Origin of the sequence: Actinokineospora alba, assembly GCF_004362515.1 — a bacterium.
Taxonomy (GTDB): Bacteria; Actinomycetota; Actinomycetes; order Mycobacteriales; family Pseudonocardiaceae; genus Actinokineospora; species Actinokineospora alba.
Genome location: NZ_SNXU01000001.1, coordinates 599,422 through 614,811, shown reverse-complemented (window position 1 = coordinate 614,811; position 15,390 = coordinate 599,422). Strand labels below are relative to the sequence as shown.

13 protein-coding genes are annotated in these 15,390 nt (G+C 68.9%); 8 read left to right on the top strand and 5 right to left on the bottom strand.

The features are described 5' to 3' along the window. Positions 1–14: 14 nt before the first annotated feature. Both C8E96_RS02810 and C8E96_RS02805 read left to right on the top strand, forming a co-directional pair. A complete protein-coding gene (locus C8E96_RS02810; protein ID WP_091381828.1) occupies positions 15–764 on the top strand; it encodes an SDR family oxidoreductase in 750 nt (249 codons plus the stop codon). Further along, on the top strand, positions 764–1,666 hold the full coding sequence (locus C8E96_RS02805) for an SDR family oxidoreductase (RefSeq protein ID WP_091381830.1): 903 nt from the start codon (positions 764–766) through the stop codon (positions 1,664–1,666). The genes C8E96_RS02810 and C8E96_RS02805 overlap by 1 nt, the downstream gene beginning before the upstream one ends. Here C8E96_RS02805 and C8E96_RS02800 read toward each other — a convergent pair. After that, positions 1,663–2,775 (bottom strand): steroid 3-ketoacyl-CoA thiolase, encoded by a 1,113-nt coding sequence (locus C8E96_RS02800; RefSeq protein ID WP_091381832.1) that lies wholly within the window; start codon positions 2,773–2,775, stop codon positions 1,663–1,665. The genes C8E96_RS02805 and C8E96_RS02800 overlap by 4 nt on opposite strands. Positions 2,776–2,919: 144 nt before the next feature. On the opposite strand from C8E96_RS02800, the gene C8E96_RS02795 reads away from it, so the two are divergent. After that, positions 2,920–4,152: a cytochrome P450 gene (locus C8E96_RS02795; protein WP_091381834.1), complete on the top strand. Its 1,233-nt coding sequence runs from the start codon at positions 2,920–2,922 to the stop codon at positions 4,150–4,152. A gap of 96 nt (positions 4,153–4,248) precedes the next feature. Here C8E96_RS02795 and C8E96_RS02790 read toward each other — a convergent pair whose 3' ends face one another. Genes C8E96_RS02790 through C8E96_RS02780 form a run of 3 tightly spaced genes read right to left on the bottom strand, consistent with a single transcriptional unit; the run spans position 4,249 to position 7,360 of the window. Then, positions 4,249–5,397: a thiolase domain-containing protein gene (locus C8E96_RS02790; RefSeq protein WP_091381836.1), complete on the bottom strand. Its 1,149-nt coding sequence runs from the start codon at positions 5,395–5,397 to the stop codon at positions 4,249–4,251. Further along, positions 5,394–6,410 carry a thiolase domain-containing protein gene (locus C8E96_RS02785; protein WP_091381838.1) on the bottom strand — a complete coding sequence of 339 codons (1,017 nt, stop codon included), beginning with the start codon at positions 6,408–6,410 and terminating at the stop codon, positions 5,394–5,396. Before C8E96_RS02785 ends, C8E96_RS02790 begins: the two co-directional genes overlap by 4 nt. Then, positions 6,407–7,360: a Zn-ribbon domain-containing OB-fold protein gene (locus tag C8E96_RS02780; protein ID WP_091381840.1), complete on the bottom strand. Its 954-nt coding sequence runs from the start codon at positions 7,358–7,360 to the stop codon at positions 6,407–6,409. Before C8E96_RS02780 ends, C8E96_RS02785 begins: the two co-directional genes overlap by 4 nt. Before the next feature lie 44 nt (positions 7,361–7,404). On the opposite strand from C8E96_RS02780, the gene C8E96_RS02775 reads away from it, so the two are divergent. From C8E96_RS02775 to C8E96_RS33825, 3 genes are all read left to right on the top strand, one after another. Continuing rightward, complete coding sequence (locus tag C8E96_RS02775; protein ID WP_091381842.1) at positions 7,405–8,442, top strand: LLM class F420-dependent oxidoreductase; 1,038 nt, start codon at positions 7,405–7,407, stop codon at positions 8,440–8,442. A 21-nt stretch (positions 8,443–8,463) separates the two neighbouring features. Next, positions 8,464–10,014, top strand: coding sequence for an acyl-CoA synthetase (locus tag C8E96_RS02770; RefSeq protein ID WP_091381843.1), 1,551 nt, complete (start codon positions 8,464–8,466; stop codon positions 10,012–10,014). A gap of 138 nt (positions 10,015–10,152) precedes the next feature. Beyond that, on the top strand, positions 10,153–11,706 hold the full coding sequence (locus C8E96_RS33825; protein ID WP_228770175.1) for a proprotein convertase P-domain-containing protein: 1,554 nt from the start codon (positions 10,153–10,155) through the stop codon (positions 11,704–11,706). A gap of 49 nt (positions 11,707–11,755) precedes the next feature. Here the strand turns inward: C8E96_RS33825 and C8E96_RS02760 are convergent, their stop codons facing one another. Then, entirely contained in the window at positions 11,756–12,550 is a 795-nt protein-coding gene (locus C8E96_RS02760) for a crotonase/enoyl-CoA hydratase family protein (protein ID WP_091381846.1), read from the bottom strand. A gap of 59 nt (positions 12,551–12,609) precedes the next feature. On the opposite strand from C8E96_RS02760, the gene C8E96_RS02755 reads away from it, so the two are divergent. Together C8E96_RS02755 and C8E96_RS02750 are read left to right on the top strand one after the other, a co-directional pair. Continuing rightward, the gene (locus C8E96_RS02755; RefSeq protein WP_091381849.1) at positions 12,610–14,226 is read left to right on the top strand and encodes an acyl-CoA synthetase; all 1,617 of its coding nucleotides are present in this window, start codon (positions 12,610–12,612) and stop codon (positions 14,224–14,226) included. Between the two features lie 12 nt (positions 14,227–14,238). Further along, on the top strand, positions 14,239–15,348 hold the full coding sequence (locus C8E96_RS02750; protein WP_091381852.1) for an NAD(P)H-dependent flavin oxidoreductase: 1,110 nt from the start codon (positions 14,239–14,241) through the stop codon (positions 15,346–15,348). Positions 15,349–15,390: the final 42 nt, after the last annotated feature.

Sequence of the window (15,390 nt, the reverse complement as noted above, 5' to 3'; positions counted from 1 at the left end):
GCTAGGAGGCGCCCGTGAGCTTGTCCCTGCCGGACTCGGTGGTGCTGGTGACCGGCGGCGAGCGCGGCGTCGGCGCGGGCATCACCAGGTCGTTCCACAAGGCCGGCGCCACCGTTGTGACCTGCGGAAGAACCCGCCCGGACGTCCCACTTGGCGAGTTCGTCCAGTGCGACGTGCGCGACGCCGAACAGGTCGACGCCTTGATCGAGACCGTCCGCGCGCGCTACGGCCGGCTCGACACGGTGGTCAACAACGCGGGCGGCGCGCCGTTCGCCAAAGCCGCCGAGGCGTCCCCGCGGTTCCACGCGAAAGTCGTCGAGCTGAACTTGCTGGCTCCGCTGATCGTCGCCCAGCGTGCGTACCCGCTGCTCGCTGAGCGGTCGGGGTCGGTGGTCATGGTGAGCAGCATCAGCGGCACTCGCCCCTCGCCCGGCACCGCCGCCTATGGCGCGGCCAAAGCGGGCCTCAACAACCTCACCGCGAGCCTGGCGATCGAGTGGGCGCCGGACGTGCGGGTCAACGCCTTGGCCGTCGGCATGGTGCGCACCGAAATGGCCGAACTCCACTACGGCACCGACGCCGGGGTGGCCGCGGTCGGCGCGACCGTCCCGATTGGACGGCTCGCCGAGCCGGACGAGATCGGCGCCTGCGCGGTGTTCCTGGCCTCGCCGATGGCGTCCTACGTCACCGGGGCGACGCTGTTGGTGCACGGCGGGGGCGAGGTCCCCGCGTTCCTGTCCGCGAGCGACACCAGGGAGAACTGATGGGGCTGTGCCAGGACCGGGTCGTCGTGGTCACGGGTGCCGGGCGGGGGATCGGCCGTGCCCACGCACTCGCCTTCGCCGCCGAGGGCGCGAAGGTGGTCGTCAACGACCTCGGCGCTGCCCTCGATGGATCGTCCGCTTCCGCGGGCCCGGCGGCCGAGGTGGTCGCCGAGATCGAGGCGCTCGGTGGCCAGGCTGTCGCTGACACCTCCGACGTCGCCGACTGGGCAGGCGCGGGCGACTTGATCAACACGGCGTTGGACGCCTTCGGCAGGCTGGATGTCCTGGTGAACAACGCGGGTTTCCTGCGTGACCGCATGCTGGTCAACCTGAGCGAAGCCGAGTGGGACGCGGTCATTCGCGTGCACCTCAAGGGGCACTTCGCCCCGATGCGCCACGCCGCCGAATACTGGCGTGGTCAAAGCAAAGCCGGATTGACGGTGGACGCGCGGATCATCAACACGAGTTCGGGCGCGGGTCTGCTGGGCAGTGTCGGGCAGGGGAACTACTCGGCGGCCAAAGCGGGAATCGCGGGGCTGACGCTGGTGGCGGCGGCGGAGTTCGGCCGTTATGGCGTCACTGTCAACGCGATCGCCCCCGCCGCCCGCACGAGGATGACCGAAGTGGCGTTCGCCGACTCGATGGCCGCGCCAGACTCGGGGTTCGACGCCATGGCGCCGGAGAACGTCTCGCCCTTGGTGGTGTGGTTGGGGAGTGCGGAATCCGCCGGTGTCACCGGCAGGGTCTTCGAGGTCGAAGGCGGCAAGGTGTCGCTCGCCGATGGCTGGCGGCACGGTCCTTCGGTGGACAAGGGCGCTCGCTGGGTTCCCGCGGAACTGGCCCCGGTGATCGCCGACTTGCTCGACAAGGCGGCCCCACCCACCCCTGTCTACGGCGCCTAGAGGCGTTCGATGATCGTGCCGGTGGCCAGTGCGCCGCCCGCACACATCGAGATCAGGGCGGTGGAACCGTCGCGGCGTTCGAGTTCGTGCAGGGCTGTGGTGATCAGGCGGGTGCCGGTGCTGCCGACCGGGTGGCCCAGGGCGATGGCGCCGCCGTTGACGTTGACCTTGTCCATGTCCGGGTTGTGCACCCGCGCCCACGACAGCACGACCGACGCGAAGGCCTCGTTGACCTCGAACAAGTCCAGGTCGCCCAGCTTCATCCCGCTGCGCTCCAACACCCGCCCGGTGGCCTGGACCGGGCCATCGAGGTGGTAGTACGGCTCCGCCCCCACCAGGCACTGCGCGACGATCCGGGCCCGCGGTCGCAAACCCAGCGACCGTGCCCGCTCAAGGTCCATCACCAGGACCGCGGAGGCGCCGTCCGAAATCTGCGATGACGTACCAGCGGTGTGCAATCCGCCCTCCAGCACCGGCTTCAGCCCCGCCAAGCCCTCGATCGTCGTGTCGCGCAGCCCGCCGTCTCGGGTCATGTCGCCGACGGGGATGACCTCGCGGTCATACCTGCCCTCGTCCCACGCGCGCTTTGCCAGCGCTTGCGACCGGACGCCGAAATCGTCCACATCGGACCGGGTGATTCCCCGGTTGGCGGCGATGCGGTCCGCCGCGATGTACTGGTTGGGCAGATCGATCGACCACGACTCCGGCCGCGGTGACGCGTCGCCGACGTTCGCGCGCAGGGGGACCCGGCTCATCGCCTCGATGCCGCAGGCGATTCCCGTGTCGATCGCGCCGATGGCGATCAGGCCCGCCACGAGGTGAGTGGACTGTTGCGCCGAGCCGCACTGGCAGTCGACGGTCATGCAGCCGGTGGTGTGCGGCAGACCCGCGTGCAGCCAGGCCGTTCGGGTGACGTTGTTCGACTGCTCGCCCGCCTGGGTCACGCAGCCGCCGATGACCTGCTCCACGAGCGCCGGGTCGATTCCCGCGCGCTCGACCAGGCCGCGCTGGGCGGCGCCCAATATCTCCGCGGCGTGCAGGTGGGACAGGGCGCCGTTGCGCTTGCCGATGGGGGTGCGCACGGCCTCGACGATGACGGGATTGCCCACGACCGCACTCCATCCACTCGGCTTCCGTCCCCCAAACTAGAACACGTTCCTAAACGAGGCAAGATCGGCCGAAGATCGATCTTGCTGCTGGGGTTCCAAAAGTTAACACCGTATGCTCAAATCGAATATAGAACCTGTTCCAGCATGGAGGTAGCCGTGGCTGAGATCCCCGAGGGCTTCGACTTCACCGACCCCGACCTCTACGCCCAGCGCGTGCCGGTCGCGGAGTTCGCAGAGCTGAGGCGTACCTCGGGGGTGTGGTGGAACGCCCAGCCGCACAACGCGGCGGGGTTCGGCGACGACGGCTACTGGGTGGTCAGCAGGCACGCCGACGTCAAGGAGGTCTCGCGCAACAGCGAGCTCTACTCGACCTGGGAGAACACCGCGATCATCCGGTTCGGCCCGGACATGGAGCGCGAGAAGATCGACCTGCAGCGCAACATCCTGATCAACATCGACCCGCCGCACCACACCAAGCTGCGCGGCATCGTCTCGCGCGGGTTTACGCCGAAGGCGGTCAACAGCCTCAAGGACGCCCTCGCCTGCCGGGCCGCGCGGATCGTGCACGCCGCCAAGGAGACCGGCACGGGCGACTTCGTCACCGACGTCGCGTGCGAGCTGCCCTTGCAGGCGATCGCGGAGCTGCTGGGCATTCCGCAGGACGACCGGCACAAGGTGTTCGACTGGTCCAACCAGATGATCGCCTACGACGACCCGGAGTACTCGGTGGAGCCCGAGGCCGCGTCGATGGAGCTGCTCGGCTACTCCTGGAACCTGGCCGAGGAGCGCAAGCGCTGCCCGGCCGACGACATCGTCACCAAACTGGTCAACGCCAACGTCGACGGCGGCAACCTGGGGTCCGACGAGTTCGGCTTCTTCGTCCTGCTGCTCGCCGTCGCGGGCAACGAGACCACCCGCAACGCCATCACCCACGGCATGCACGCGTTCCTGGAGAACCCGGAGCAGTGGGAGCTGTACAAGGCCGAGCGTCCCTCGACCACCGCCGACGAGATCGTCCGCTGGTCCACCCCGGTGGTCTCCTTCCAGCGCACCGCGACGCAGGACACCGAGCTGGGCGGCGTGGAGATCAAGAAGGGCCAGCGGGTCGGCCTGTTCTACAGCTCGGCCAACTACGACTCCGAGGTGTTCGACGCGCCGGAGAAGTTCGACATCACTCGCGATCCCAACCCGCACTTGGGTTTCGGCGGCACGGGCGCGCACTTCTGCGTCGGCGCGAACCTCGCCCGCATGGAGATCGACCTGATGTTCAACGCGATCGCCGACCACATGCCCGACATCCGCAAGGTGGGGGAGCCGCGCAGGCTGCGGTCGGGCTGGCTCAACGGCATCAAGGAATTCCAGGTCGCCTACAAGTGACCCAGCCGAAGCCGTAACAACGCGAGTCCCCAGTTCCCGACGATGACTTCTCACTTCACATGAGAACTCATCGTCGGGAACTGGGGACTCGCGCGGTTATGGCTTTTCGTTGCCCACCACCCACATCGAGAAGTACTGCGACCCGCCACCGTAGGCGTGGCCCAGCGCGCGGCGGACCCCGTCGACTTGGTGGTCGCCCGCGCGGCCCATGACCTGCAGGGCGGCCTCGGCGAAGCGCAGCATGCCGGAGGCGCCGATCGGGTTGGACGACAGGACACCGCCGGAGGCGTTCACCGGGAGCTGCCCGTCCATCGCGGTCGCGCCCGACTCGGTCAGCTTCCAGCCCTGGCCCTCCGCGGCGAAACCGAGGTTCTCCAGCCACATCGGCTCGAACCACGAGAATGGCACGTAGATCTCGGCGGCGTCGATCTCCTGGAGCGGGTCGCTGATCCCGGCCTCGCGCCACAGCGCGTGCGCGGCGTCGCGGCCCGCGCGCGGGTTGACCTGGTCACGGCCCGCGAAGGTCGTGGGCTCGGTGCGCATGGCGGTGGCCTGGATCCAGGCGGAATCCTTGTGTGCCGCGGAACTGTCGCCCAGCACGATGGCGCAGGCGCCGTCGGAGGACGGACACGTCTCGTCGTAGCGGATCGGGTCCCACAGCATCGTCGACGCCCGTACCGACTCCAGGGTGATGTCCGGCTGACGCAGGTGCGCGTACGGGTTGCGGGCGCCGTTGTGCCGGTCTTTCACCGCGACCAGCGAGCCGATGTGCTCGGGGGCGCCGGAGCGGCGGATGTAGGAGCGCACGTGCGGGGCGAAGTAGCCGCCCGCCCCGGCGCCCACGGGCATCGAGAACGGCGGCGCGATCGACAGCGCCCACATGGCGTTCGACTCCGACTGCTTCTCGAACGCGACGGCCAGCACCCGGCGGTGCACGCCGGAGTGGATCAGGCTCGCGGCGACGTTCGCGGTCGAGCCGCCGACCGAACCCGCGGTGTGCACGCGCAGCAACGGCTTCCCCACGGCGCCGAGGGCGTCGGCGAGGAACAGCTCGGGCATCATCACGCCCTCGAACAGGTCGGGCGCCTTGCCGACGACCACGGCGTCGATCCCGTCCCAGTCGACCCCGGCGTCAGCCATCGCGCGGTCGATCGCCTCCCGGCACAGCCCGGCCATCGACACGTCGAGCCGCTTGGCCCGGTGGTGGGTCTGGCCGACGCCGAGCACGGCCGCGGGCTGCTTCATCGGGCCTCCATGACGCAGACAAGGTTCTGTTGCAGGGCGGGGCCGCTGGTCGCGTGGGCGAGGACCCGGCCGTACAGCCCGTCGAACACCAGCCGGGCCGCTTCGCCGATGCGGGACAGGCCCGCGGCGAACATCGGGTTGCCCGCGAGCGGCCCGCCGGACGGGTTGACCGACACGGTGTCGTCGAGCCCGATCGCCTGGCGCAGCAGGATCTCCTGGTGGGTGAACGGCGCGTGCAGCTCCGCCGCCTCGACACCGTCGACTCCCGCGGCTCTGGCGGAGGCCACAGTGGACGGTGAGGTGGTGAGGTCACGGGCGCCGAGGCTGCCGGAGTCGATCCGGTGTTCGATGCCGGTGATCCAGGCCGGTCGTTCCCGCAGCTCGCGGGCCCGGTCGCCGGAGGCCAGGATGACGGCGGACGCGCCATCGGTGATCGGCGCGCAGTCGTGTCGGCGCAACGGGTCGGCGATGTAGGGCTGACCCAGCAGGTCGACCGCGTCACCGCCGCCTGCCCGCGCGGCGACCTCGGCCATCGCCAGCTCCGACCACAGCCCGGCGTCGATCCCGAGACGGGCCTGCAGGGCGGCGACGCTGACCGAGTCCGGCCACAGTGGAGCGACCGTGTACGGGTCGAGCTGCAAAGCCAAGGTGCGGCGCAGGTCTCCCGCCGACGACTTGCCGAACCCGTACACCAGGGCCGTGTCCACCTCCCCGGTCCGGATCTTCAGCCACGCCTCGTACAGCGCCCAGGCGCCGTCCATCTCGACGTGCGACTCGTTGATCGGCGGGATCGCCCCGATCGCGTCGACCGCGGCGATGAACGAGAACGCCCGCGCGGCAAGGTAATCCGACGACCCGGAACACCAGAAGCCGATGTCCTCCTTGGTCATCCCGGTCTCGGCGAACAGCTCGGCGAACACCGGCACGAGCATCTCCACGCCGTTGGTCGTGCCCTCGGTGGCGCGGACATGGGGGGCTTGGGCGAAGCCGACGACGGCCACCTCGGTGCTCATAGGTGGCCCTCGTAGGTCTCGTAGGCCGCGTCCGGCTCACCGGTCGGCGCGAAGTGGTCGATGTTCTCCAACGTCGTTCCCCAGTCCTCGGGCGGTTTCCATACCGCGCGCACCCGCATGCCCATCCGCACCTCGTCGGCCGCACAGCCGAGGACGAGGTGCAGAAACGCGATGTCGGCGCCGTCGAGCAGCACGTAGGCGGCGACGTAGGGCGGTTTGATCCGCTGGCCCAGGAACGGCACGTTGACCACGCAGAACGTTGTCACGGTCCCGATATCGGGCAGCTCGACCTCGTCGGTGGTGGGCACCCCGTCGACGGGGCAGGCGCCGCGTGGGGGGATGTAGACCTTGTGGCACTTGGGGCACCGCTGGCCGAGCAGCTTCCCGTGGGCGAGCGCACGCAGGTATTTGCTTTCCTCAGGGGAGACGGAGTGCACGACGTCGAGGTGAATGGGTGTCGTCACCATCGAGACATCCGCGGCTATGACGGGCGGCAGATCTGTCGTCGGGTTCGAGATAGGCTCGAAGCATGCTATATCCGTGATTCCGCCGACCGGCTCCGCCGTCCAGCGGACGCGCACGCGCATGCCGGTCGACATCGCCGAAGAGTCGGGCACGTCGACGGCGTGCAGCAAGGGTGTGTCCGCGCCGTCCAAGCGCACCATCGCCCAGGCGAACGGTCGGTCGAAGGGTTGTCCCGCAAGTGGTTTCGGCATCCAAGACCACGTCACCACCGTTCCCTCGGCCGCCACCTCGACGAACTCGCCCAGCGGCGCGGCCGTGACCGGGTCGTACTCGACCGGGGGGACGTGCACCCGGCCGTCCGAACCGCGAACGCCCACGATCCGCCGGGAGCGGAGTTCGGTCATGAAGTGGCCCAGCACCGGCCCGAGAGACCGGGTGTAGTCGAACCCCACACGCAGCGGGGCGCTCAGTGGCACCGTCACCATTCGAGTGGAACACGTTCTAAGATTGCGCGCAAGGAGGTGCCAGGATGAAGCTCGGACTTCAGCTCGGCTACTGGGGCGCGCAGCCGCCCGGCAACGCGGGTGAGCTCGTGGCCGCCGCGGACGAACACGGTTTCGACGCGGTGTTCGCCGCCGAATCGTGGGGCTCGGACGCGTTCACCCCGCTGGCCTGGTGGGGCTCGTCGACCAGCCGCGTCCGGCTGGGCACGTCGGTCGCCCAACTCTCGGCGCGCACACCGACGTCGTGCGCCATGCACGCCCTCACCCTGGACCACCTCAGCGGCGGCCGGGCCATCCTCGGTCTCGGCGTGTCCGGGCCGCAGGTGGTCGAGGGCTGGTACGGCCAGCCGTTCGCCCGTCCGCTCGCCCGCACCCGCGAGTACGTCGACATCATCCGCCAGGTCCTCGCCCGTGAGGCTCCGGTGGTCGCCGACGGCCCGCACTACCCACTGCCCTACACCGCCGAAGGCGCCACCGGCCTCGGCAAGCCGTTGCGCCCCATCACGCATCCGCTGAGGGCTGACCTCCCCATCTGGCTCGGCGCCGAAGGGCCGAAGAACGTCGCGCTCGCCGCCGAGATCGCCGACGGCTGGCTCGCGGTGTACTTCTCGCTGCGCATGGCCGACCAGTACAACTCCTGGCTCGACGAGGGGTTCGCGACTCCCGGCGCTCGGCGTTCCAGGGCGGACTTCGAGGTGGCGGCGGGCGCCCAGGTGATCGTCACCGACGACCCGGCCGCCGCCTACGCGGGTATCAAACCGATCCTCGCGCTCTACCTCGGCGGCATGGGCGCGCCCGAGCTCAACTTCCACGCCACGCTGTTCCGGCGTATGGGCTACGACGCCGTGGTCGACGAGGTCGGTGAGCGGTTCCGTGCGGGCCGCCGCGACGAGGCCGCCGCCGCCATCCCGGACGAACTGGTCGACGACATCGCGATCATCGGGACCGCGGAGGACGTTCGCACCCGGATCGGCCAGTGGGAGAAGGCGGGCGTGACGATGCTCGTCGTCGGCTGCGGGTCGACGGCCGAGATTGAGGCTCTCGCGAGCCTTGTCGCCGGTTGAAACACGTTCTAGATTGGGTGGATGCGCTCGATCGGTCTGTGGAACATCGCCAGCGACACCCCCGACGGTCTCGCGGTCGTCTGCCCGGACGGCCGCGAGGTCACCTACGGCGAACTGACCGCCGCTGCCGACCGCTACGGCAGAGGGCTGCAGGCCATGGGCCTGCGCCCGGGCGACAGTGTGGTCCTGATGCTGCCCAACGGCGCCGACCTGCTTGCGGTGTACTTCGCCGCCATGCAGACGGGGCTGTACGTCGTCATGGCGAACTGGCACCTGGTGGGCGCCGAAGTGGCGTACCTGATCGACGACAGCGGCGCGAAGGCGTTCATCGCCGACGCCCGGTTCGGCGAGACCGCCGCGGACGCCGCCGCGCGGAGTGGGCTTCCCGCGCAGGCGCGGTTCGCGGTGGGCGAGGTCGCCGGATTCCGGCCGCTGGACCAGCTCGGCGCAGACGAACCCGCAGGCCGCCCGGACGTCCGCACCCAGGGCTCGCCCATGCTCTACACCTCGGGCACGACCGGCAGGCCGAAAGGCGTCCGCCGGCCGCTCTCCGGGACCGACCCGGACGACGTGCCGCCCGCGGCGTCGTGGTTCTTCGGCATCTTCGGGCTCAAACCCTTCCATCACCACGTGCACCTGTGCGGGTCGCCGCTGTATCACACGGCGGTCATCAACTTCGTGGTCACCTCCCTCCAATTGGGACACTCCGTGGTGCTGATGGACCGCTGGGAGCCCGAGGAGATGCTGCGGCTGATCGAGCGGTACCGGGTGACGCACAGCCACATGGTTCCCACCCAGTTCCACCGGCTGCTCGCACTCCCGGACGACGTCCGGTCGAAATACGACCTCTCGTCGCTGCGGGTGATGATCCATGGCGCCGCACCGTGTCCGGTCGAGGTCAAACGGCGGATGCTCGACTGGTGGGGGCCGGTCGTGGTCGAGTACTACGCCGCGACCGAGGGCGGCGGCACGACCATCATGGCTGAGGAATGGCTGCGCAAACCCGGATCCGTGGGTCTGCCGTGGCCCGGATCGATCGTGAAGATCTTCGACGACGACGGTGTCGAGGCACCGACCGGCACGCCCGGGCTCGTCTATATGCGAATGGGCACCTCGACTTTCGAGTACCACGGCGACGCGGCCAAGACGCGGGCGGCGCGGATCGGGGAGATGTTCACCCTGGGGGATATCGGTTATCTCGATGAGGACGGCTATCTGTTCTTGTGCGACCGCAAGAGTGACCTGATCATCACCGGTGGCGTCAACGTGTACCCGGCGGAGATCGAGGGCGAGATCTCGTGTCACCCCGAGGTCGCCGACGTCGCCGTCTTCGGCATCCCGCACCCGGACTGGGGTGAGGAGATCAAGGCGGTGGTCCAGCCGGTCGACGGTGTGAGCGGGTCCGATGAGCTCACCGAGGACATCCTCGCCTTCGCCGCGGCTCGACTTGCGAAGTTCAAATTGCCCCGCACGATCGATTATCTCGCCGAACTTCCCCGAGATCCCAACGGAAAGCTCTACAAGCGGCGGCTCCGTGACCCCTACTGGGCCGGTCATGAGTCCGTGATCTGAGCTACTGGGAATGGCAACGGCGGAATGGGGGTGTTCGTCCCGGTTCCTTGGCGGTAAACCTTTTCGTGTCGCGATCGCGACACGAGAGGAGTTTCCCCTGCGATGACACTCCAACCGAAATCCGACAGGCGAAAGCGCTTGTTCTTGACCTTGGCCATGGCACTGGCCGCCGGTTCCGTCCTGGGAACCAGCGGTTCGGCCGTGGCCGCACCGGACGACGTGCGACCCGCTGTGACTGAGGGCGTCCAGCAGGTTCAGCAGGTCGGCGAGGAACACGCGGCCGACATTCGCATCGGCTACGCCGCGCGCTCCGCGCGGCAGGTGATCAGCAAGCCGGGTTCGGCCTACATCAAGGTGCACTTCGCGTCACTCGCGTTGGCCGACGGCGACCGGGTGACCGTCGCCAACCCGGCGGGCACCGAGGTCCACACCTACAGCGGCGACCCGACGAGGGCCGAGGCCGCCGCCACCGACTCGCTCTACACCAAGCAAGGCGACGGTTTCTGGGCGTTGTCGATTACCGGCGACACCGCTGTGGTGACGCTGCACCGGGCGGGCGGCAAGCCGTCCACTTCGGACACCGGACTGGTGGTCGACAAGTTCACCCGCGGCTTCACCGATGAGGAGCAGGCGCAGCATGACTCCGGGATCCTGTCGGTGTGCGGCACGGACGCCCGCAAGGACGCCGTCTGCTACCAGCAGAGCCACCCCACCGAGTACGCGAAGTCCCGCTCGGTGGCGAAGATCCTGAAGAACGGTGCTTCCCACTGCACCGCGTGGCGTGTCGGTTCGACGAACCGGTTGTTCACCAACAACCACTGCATCGCCAGCGCCACCGAAATGGCTTCCATGGAGATCTGGTTCGACTACGCCTGCGCGACTTGCGGGGGCAACAACCCGAAGCCCGCGGTCAAGGTGACGGGCGCGCAGTTCTTGAAGACCAGTGCCAGCCTGGACTACACCCTGTTCTCGGTGAACAACTTCGCCAGCATCGAGTCCTTCGGATACCTGCTGCTCGACGTCCGCGCGCCCGTGCAGAACGAGCGCATCTACATCACCGGCCACGGCAGCGGCGACCCGAACGAGCTGTCCGTCTACGAGGACACCCAGGGCGGCGCCACCTGCGACGTCGACAACCCCCGCAGTGACTCGATCAACATGGGTTACTACTGCGACACCACCGGCGGATCATCAGGTTCCCCGGTGCTCGCGGCGTCCTCGCACAAGGTGATCGCCCTGCACCACCTGGGCGGCTGCCTCAACGAGGGCACCCGGATCGAACTGATCTACCCGGAGGTCAAGGACCTCATCGACAACGGCGGCGGCACCGACCCGCCGCCCACGGGTGGCAAGTTCGAGAACACCAACAACGTCAACATCCCGGACGCGGGCGCCGCGATCACCAGCGACGTCACCGTGACGGGCCAGGCGGGCAACGCTCCGTCGACGCTGAAGGTGAACGTCGACATCAAGCACACCTGGCGCGGTGACCTGGTCATCGACCTGGTGGCCCCGGATGGCACGGCGTACCGGTTGAAGAACTCCTCGGGCAACGACTCGGCCGACAACGTGATCACCACGTACACGGTGAACGCGTCGACCGAGGTCGCCAACGGCACGTGGAAGCTCAAGGTCCAGGACGTGGCCCGGTACGACACCGGCTACATCGACGCCTGGAGCCTTCAGTTCTAGGCGAATGACCGTCGGTCGCCCACCCGGCCCCCCGGGTGGGCGACCCGCGTCAATGGCCCTGGAAGTTGGGGGTGCGTTTCTCCGCGAAGGCTGTGGGGCCTTCCTTCGCGTCCTGGCTGAGGAAGACCTCCACCCCCAACCGTGCGTCGACCTTGAACGCCTCGTTCTCCGGCATCCCCTCGGTCTCCCGCATCGTCCGCAAGATCGCCTGAACCGCCAAAGGCCCGTTCGCCGCGATCAGGCCCGCGATCTCCAGGGCCTTGTCCAAGGCCTGGCCGTCCGGGACCACATGCCCGATCAGCCCGATGTCCCGTGCCTCGGTCGCCTTGAGGTGTCTGCCGGTGAGGAGTAGGTCCGCTGCCACTGTGTACGGGATTTGGCGAGGTAGCCGCACGGCTGAGCCGCCCAGTGGGAACAGGCCCCACCGGGCTTCCGAGACCCCGAAACGCGCGCTTTCGCCGGCGATCCGGATGTCCGTGGCTTGAAGGATCTCGGTCCCGCCTGCGATCGCCGGTCCCTCGACCGCCGCGATCAGGGGCTTCGTGAGGCGGCGGCCCTTCAGTAGGGGCTCGATGACCGACAGGTCCCAGCCGCCCGAGGAGAAGGAATCGCCGGGGTGGGTGCTGGTCATGGCCTTGAGGTCGGCGCCCGCGCAGAACGAGCCGCCCGCGCCGGTGAGGATGCAGGCCCGGACGGAATCGTCCTTGTCGACCCGGTCCCAGGCGTCCCGCATGATCGCCATCATCGGGCCGGACAAGGCGTTCCGGGCCTGTGGGCGGTTCATCGTCACCACCAGGACCGGGCCTCGTTGTTCGACCAGACAGTGCGGCTGCGCTGAGTCCATCCGAAACCTCCTGGCGACAGGGGATTGTCACGAACGATAACACGTTCTACTTTAAGCCCATGGCGCTCACAATCGCGGATCTTTTCGAGCACGCGGTGGACCTCTTCCCGGAGCGGGTCGCGGTTGCCTGCGGCGAGCACTCCAGGACCTTCGCCGAACTCGACGCTCGGGCCAATCAACTGGCCCACTACCTGGCCGAACAAGGTGTCGGCAAGGGCTCGCACGTCGGGCTCTACGCACGCAACTCGATCGAGGCGATCGAGACCATGGTGGCGGTCTACAAGCTCCGGGCCGTGCCGGTGAACGTCAACTACCGGTATGTCGAGAACGAGTTGCGATATCTGTTCGACAACGCCGACCTCGTCGCCCTCGTCCACGAGCGCCGCTACGCCGAGCGGGTGGCGGCCGTGCTGCCCGACATGCCCAAGCTCAAAACAGTGGTCGTGATCGATGACGACACCGACCTCGACTTCACCGGCGTGGCCCTCGAGTCCGCGATGGACGGTCGCAACACCGAGCGGGACTTCGAGGAGCGCAGCCCCGACGACCTGTACATCCTCTACACCGGCGGCACCACCGGCAGCCCCAAGGGCGTGATGTGGCGCCAGGAGGACGTCTGGCGCGTCCTCGGCGGCGGCATCGACTTCCTCTCCGGTGAACCCCTGCCCGACGAGTACGCCCAGTCCCGCCAAGGGCAGGTGACCGGCGGGCTGACCCGGCTCGCGTGTGCGCCCCTGATCCACGGCGCCGCGCAGTGGGCCGCGCTCGCGGCGATGTTCGCGGGCGACACCGTGGTGCTGCTCCCGACCTTCGACGCGCACGAGGTGTGGAAGGCGATCGCCCGCCACCAGGTCCGGGTCGTCACCCTGGTCGGCGACGCCATGGCCCGCCCGGTCATCGAGGCCTTCCACGATGGCGACTACGACGCCTCCTCGCTGCTCGCCATCTCCAGCCATGCCGCGCTGTTCTCCGCGTCGGTCAAACAGCAGTACATCGAGGCGCTGCCCAACGTGGTGATCACCGACGCCATCGGCTCCTCGGAGTCCGGCTTCAACGGGATGGGCATGGTCGTCAAGGGCGCTGAGCCCTCCACCGGCGGTCCGCGGGTGCGCCGAGGCCCGAACGTGCTGGTCATCGACGAGCACAACCAGCCGGTCAAGCCAGGGGAGACCGGCCGCCTCGCCCGCGGTGGGCACGTCCCGCTCGGCTACTACAAGGACCCTGAGAAGAGCGCGACGATCTTCGTCGAGATCGACGGCAAGCGCTACGTCGTGCCCGGCGACTTCGCCCGGCTCGAGGACGACGACACGGTCACCCTGCTCGGCCGCGGCAACATGTGCGTCAACACCGCGGGCGAGAAGGTCTTCCCCGAGGAGGTCGAGGGCGCGCTCAAGGCGTACCCGGACGTCTTCGACGCGCTGGTCATCGGCGTCCCCGACGACCGGCTGGGCCAGCGGGTCGCCGCCGTCGTGCAGGTCCGGCCGGGCGCCGAACCGGACTTCGAGGCGATCAGCGCCCACATGCACAACGAGCTGGCCGGCTATAAGGCCCCGCGCAGCCTGTGGATCGTCGACGAGGTCGGCCGCCTGCCCAGCGGCAAGCCCGACTACCGGTGGGCCAAGGCGCACGCGGCCGAGCACGAGCCGACCTGGGCCGCCGCGCCCGCCCGGACCTGAGGAGACGCCCTGATGCGAACGGTCCTGTGCGACACCCTCGGCATCGAGCACCCGATCGTCGGGTTCACCCCGTCCGAGCACGTCGCCGCCGCGATCAGCCGCGCGGGCGGGCTCGGCGTCCTGGGCTGCGTGCGCTTCAACGACCCCGAGGAACTCGACGCCGTCCTCGACTGGATGGACACGAACTGCGACGGCAAGCCCTACGGCGTCGACATCGTCATGCCTGCCAAGGTGCCGACCGAGGGCACCCAGATCGACCTCGATTCCCTTATCCCGCAAGGCCATCGCGAGTTCGTCGACAACACGCTGCGCAAGCTGGGCGTCCCCCCGCTGCCCGAGGACGAGGCTTCCGGCGCGGGGGTCCTCGGCTGGCTGCACTCCGTGGCACGGTCCCATGTGGACGTCGCGATGAAACACCCCATCGCGCTCATCGCCAACGCCCTCGGCTCACCGCCGACCGACGTGATCGAGCAGGCGCACCGTGGCGGCGTGCCGGTCGCCGCCCTCGCGGGCAAGGCCGAACACGCCGTGCGGCACGTCGACAACGGCGTGGACCTGGTGGTGGCACAGGGATACGAGGCAGGCGGGCACACCGGTGAGATCGCGTCCATGGTGCTGATCCCGGAGATCGTCGCCGCCGTCGGCGACCGCGTGCCCGTGCTGGCGGCGGGCGGGATCGGGTCCGGCAGGCAGATCGCCGCGGCCCTGGCCCTCGGCGCGGTCGGCGCGTGGATGGGCTCGTACTGGCTGGCGACCAAGGAGTACCAGGAACTCAGCTCGGCGGGCACGCTGCAACAGGCCCTCGTCCGCGCGACGTCGAGCGACACCGTGCGCTCACGCGTCTACACGGGCAAGCCCGCGCGGCTGCTCAAGAACCAGTGGACCCAGGCGTGGGCGGAGGCCGACGCCCCGGCGCCGCTGCCGATGCCGCTGCAGAACCTGCTGGTCAGCGAGGCGCACCAGCGGATGATGCGGGCAGGCGACCCGTCGGTCCTGGCCATGCCGGTCGGCCAGATCGTCGGCTCGATGAACGAGATCCGCGCGGTGGCCGACGTGATGACCGAACTCGTGGACGACCTCGACGCCACTCTCGCTCACCTCAATGACTTGCGAGGTCACTGAGCCGTTCGGCGCAGGACGGTCCTCGGGTTCGGCCGTTCGGCC

What these genes read in the sequence shown, in the direction of transcription:
- C8E96_RS02805 (WP_091381830.1), top strand. Translation starts at nt 764, where the DNA reads ATGGGGCTGTGCCAGGACCGGGTCGTCGTGGTCACGGGTGCCGGGCGG.
- C8E96_RS02795 (WP_091381834.1), top strand. Translation starts at nt 2,920, where the DNA reads ATGGAGGTAGCCGTGGCTGAGATCCCCGAGGGCTTCGACTTCACCGAC.
- C8E96_RS02790 (WP_091381836.1), bottom strand. Translation starts at nt 5,397, where the DNA reads ATGAAGCAGCCCGCGGCCGTGCTCGGCGTCGGCCAGACCCACCACCGG.
- C8E96_RS02785 (WP_091381838.1), bottom strand. Translation starts at nt 6,410, where the DNA reads ATGAGCACCGAGGTGGCCGTCGTCGGCTTCGCCCAAGCCCCCCATGTC.
- C8E96_RS02780 (WP_091381840.1), bottom strand. Translation starts at nt 7,360, where the DNA reads ATGGTGACGGTGCCACTGAGCGCCCCGCTGCGTGTGGGGTTCGACTAC.
- C8E96_RS02775 (WP_091381842.1), top strand. Translation starts at nt 7,405, where the DNA reads ATGAAGCTCGGACTTCAGCTCGGCTACTGGGGCGCGCAGCCGCCCGGC.
- C8E96_RS02770 (WP_091381843.1), top strand. Translation starts at nt 8,464, where the DNA reads ATGCGCTCGATCGGTCTGTGGAACATCGCCAGCGACACCCCCGACGGT.
- C8E96_RS02760 (WP_091381846.1), bottom strand. Translation starts at nt 12,550, where the DNA reads ATGGACTCAGCGCAGCCGCACTGTCTGGTCGAACAACGAGGCCCGGTC.
- C8E96_RS02755 (WP_091381849.1), top strand. Translation starts at nt 12,610, where the DNA reads ATGGCGCTCACAATCGCGGATCTTTTCGAGCACGCGGTGGACCTCTTC.
- C8E96_RS02750 (WP_091381852.1), top strand. Translation starts at nt 14,239, where the DNA reads ATGCGAACGGTCCTGTGCGACACCCTCGGCATCGAGCACCCGATCGTC.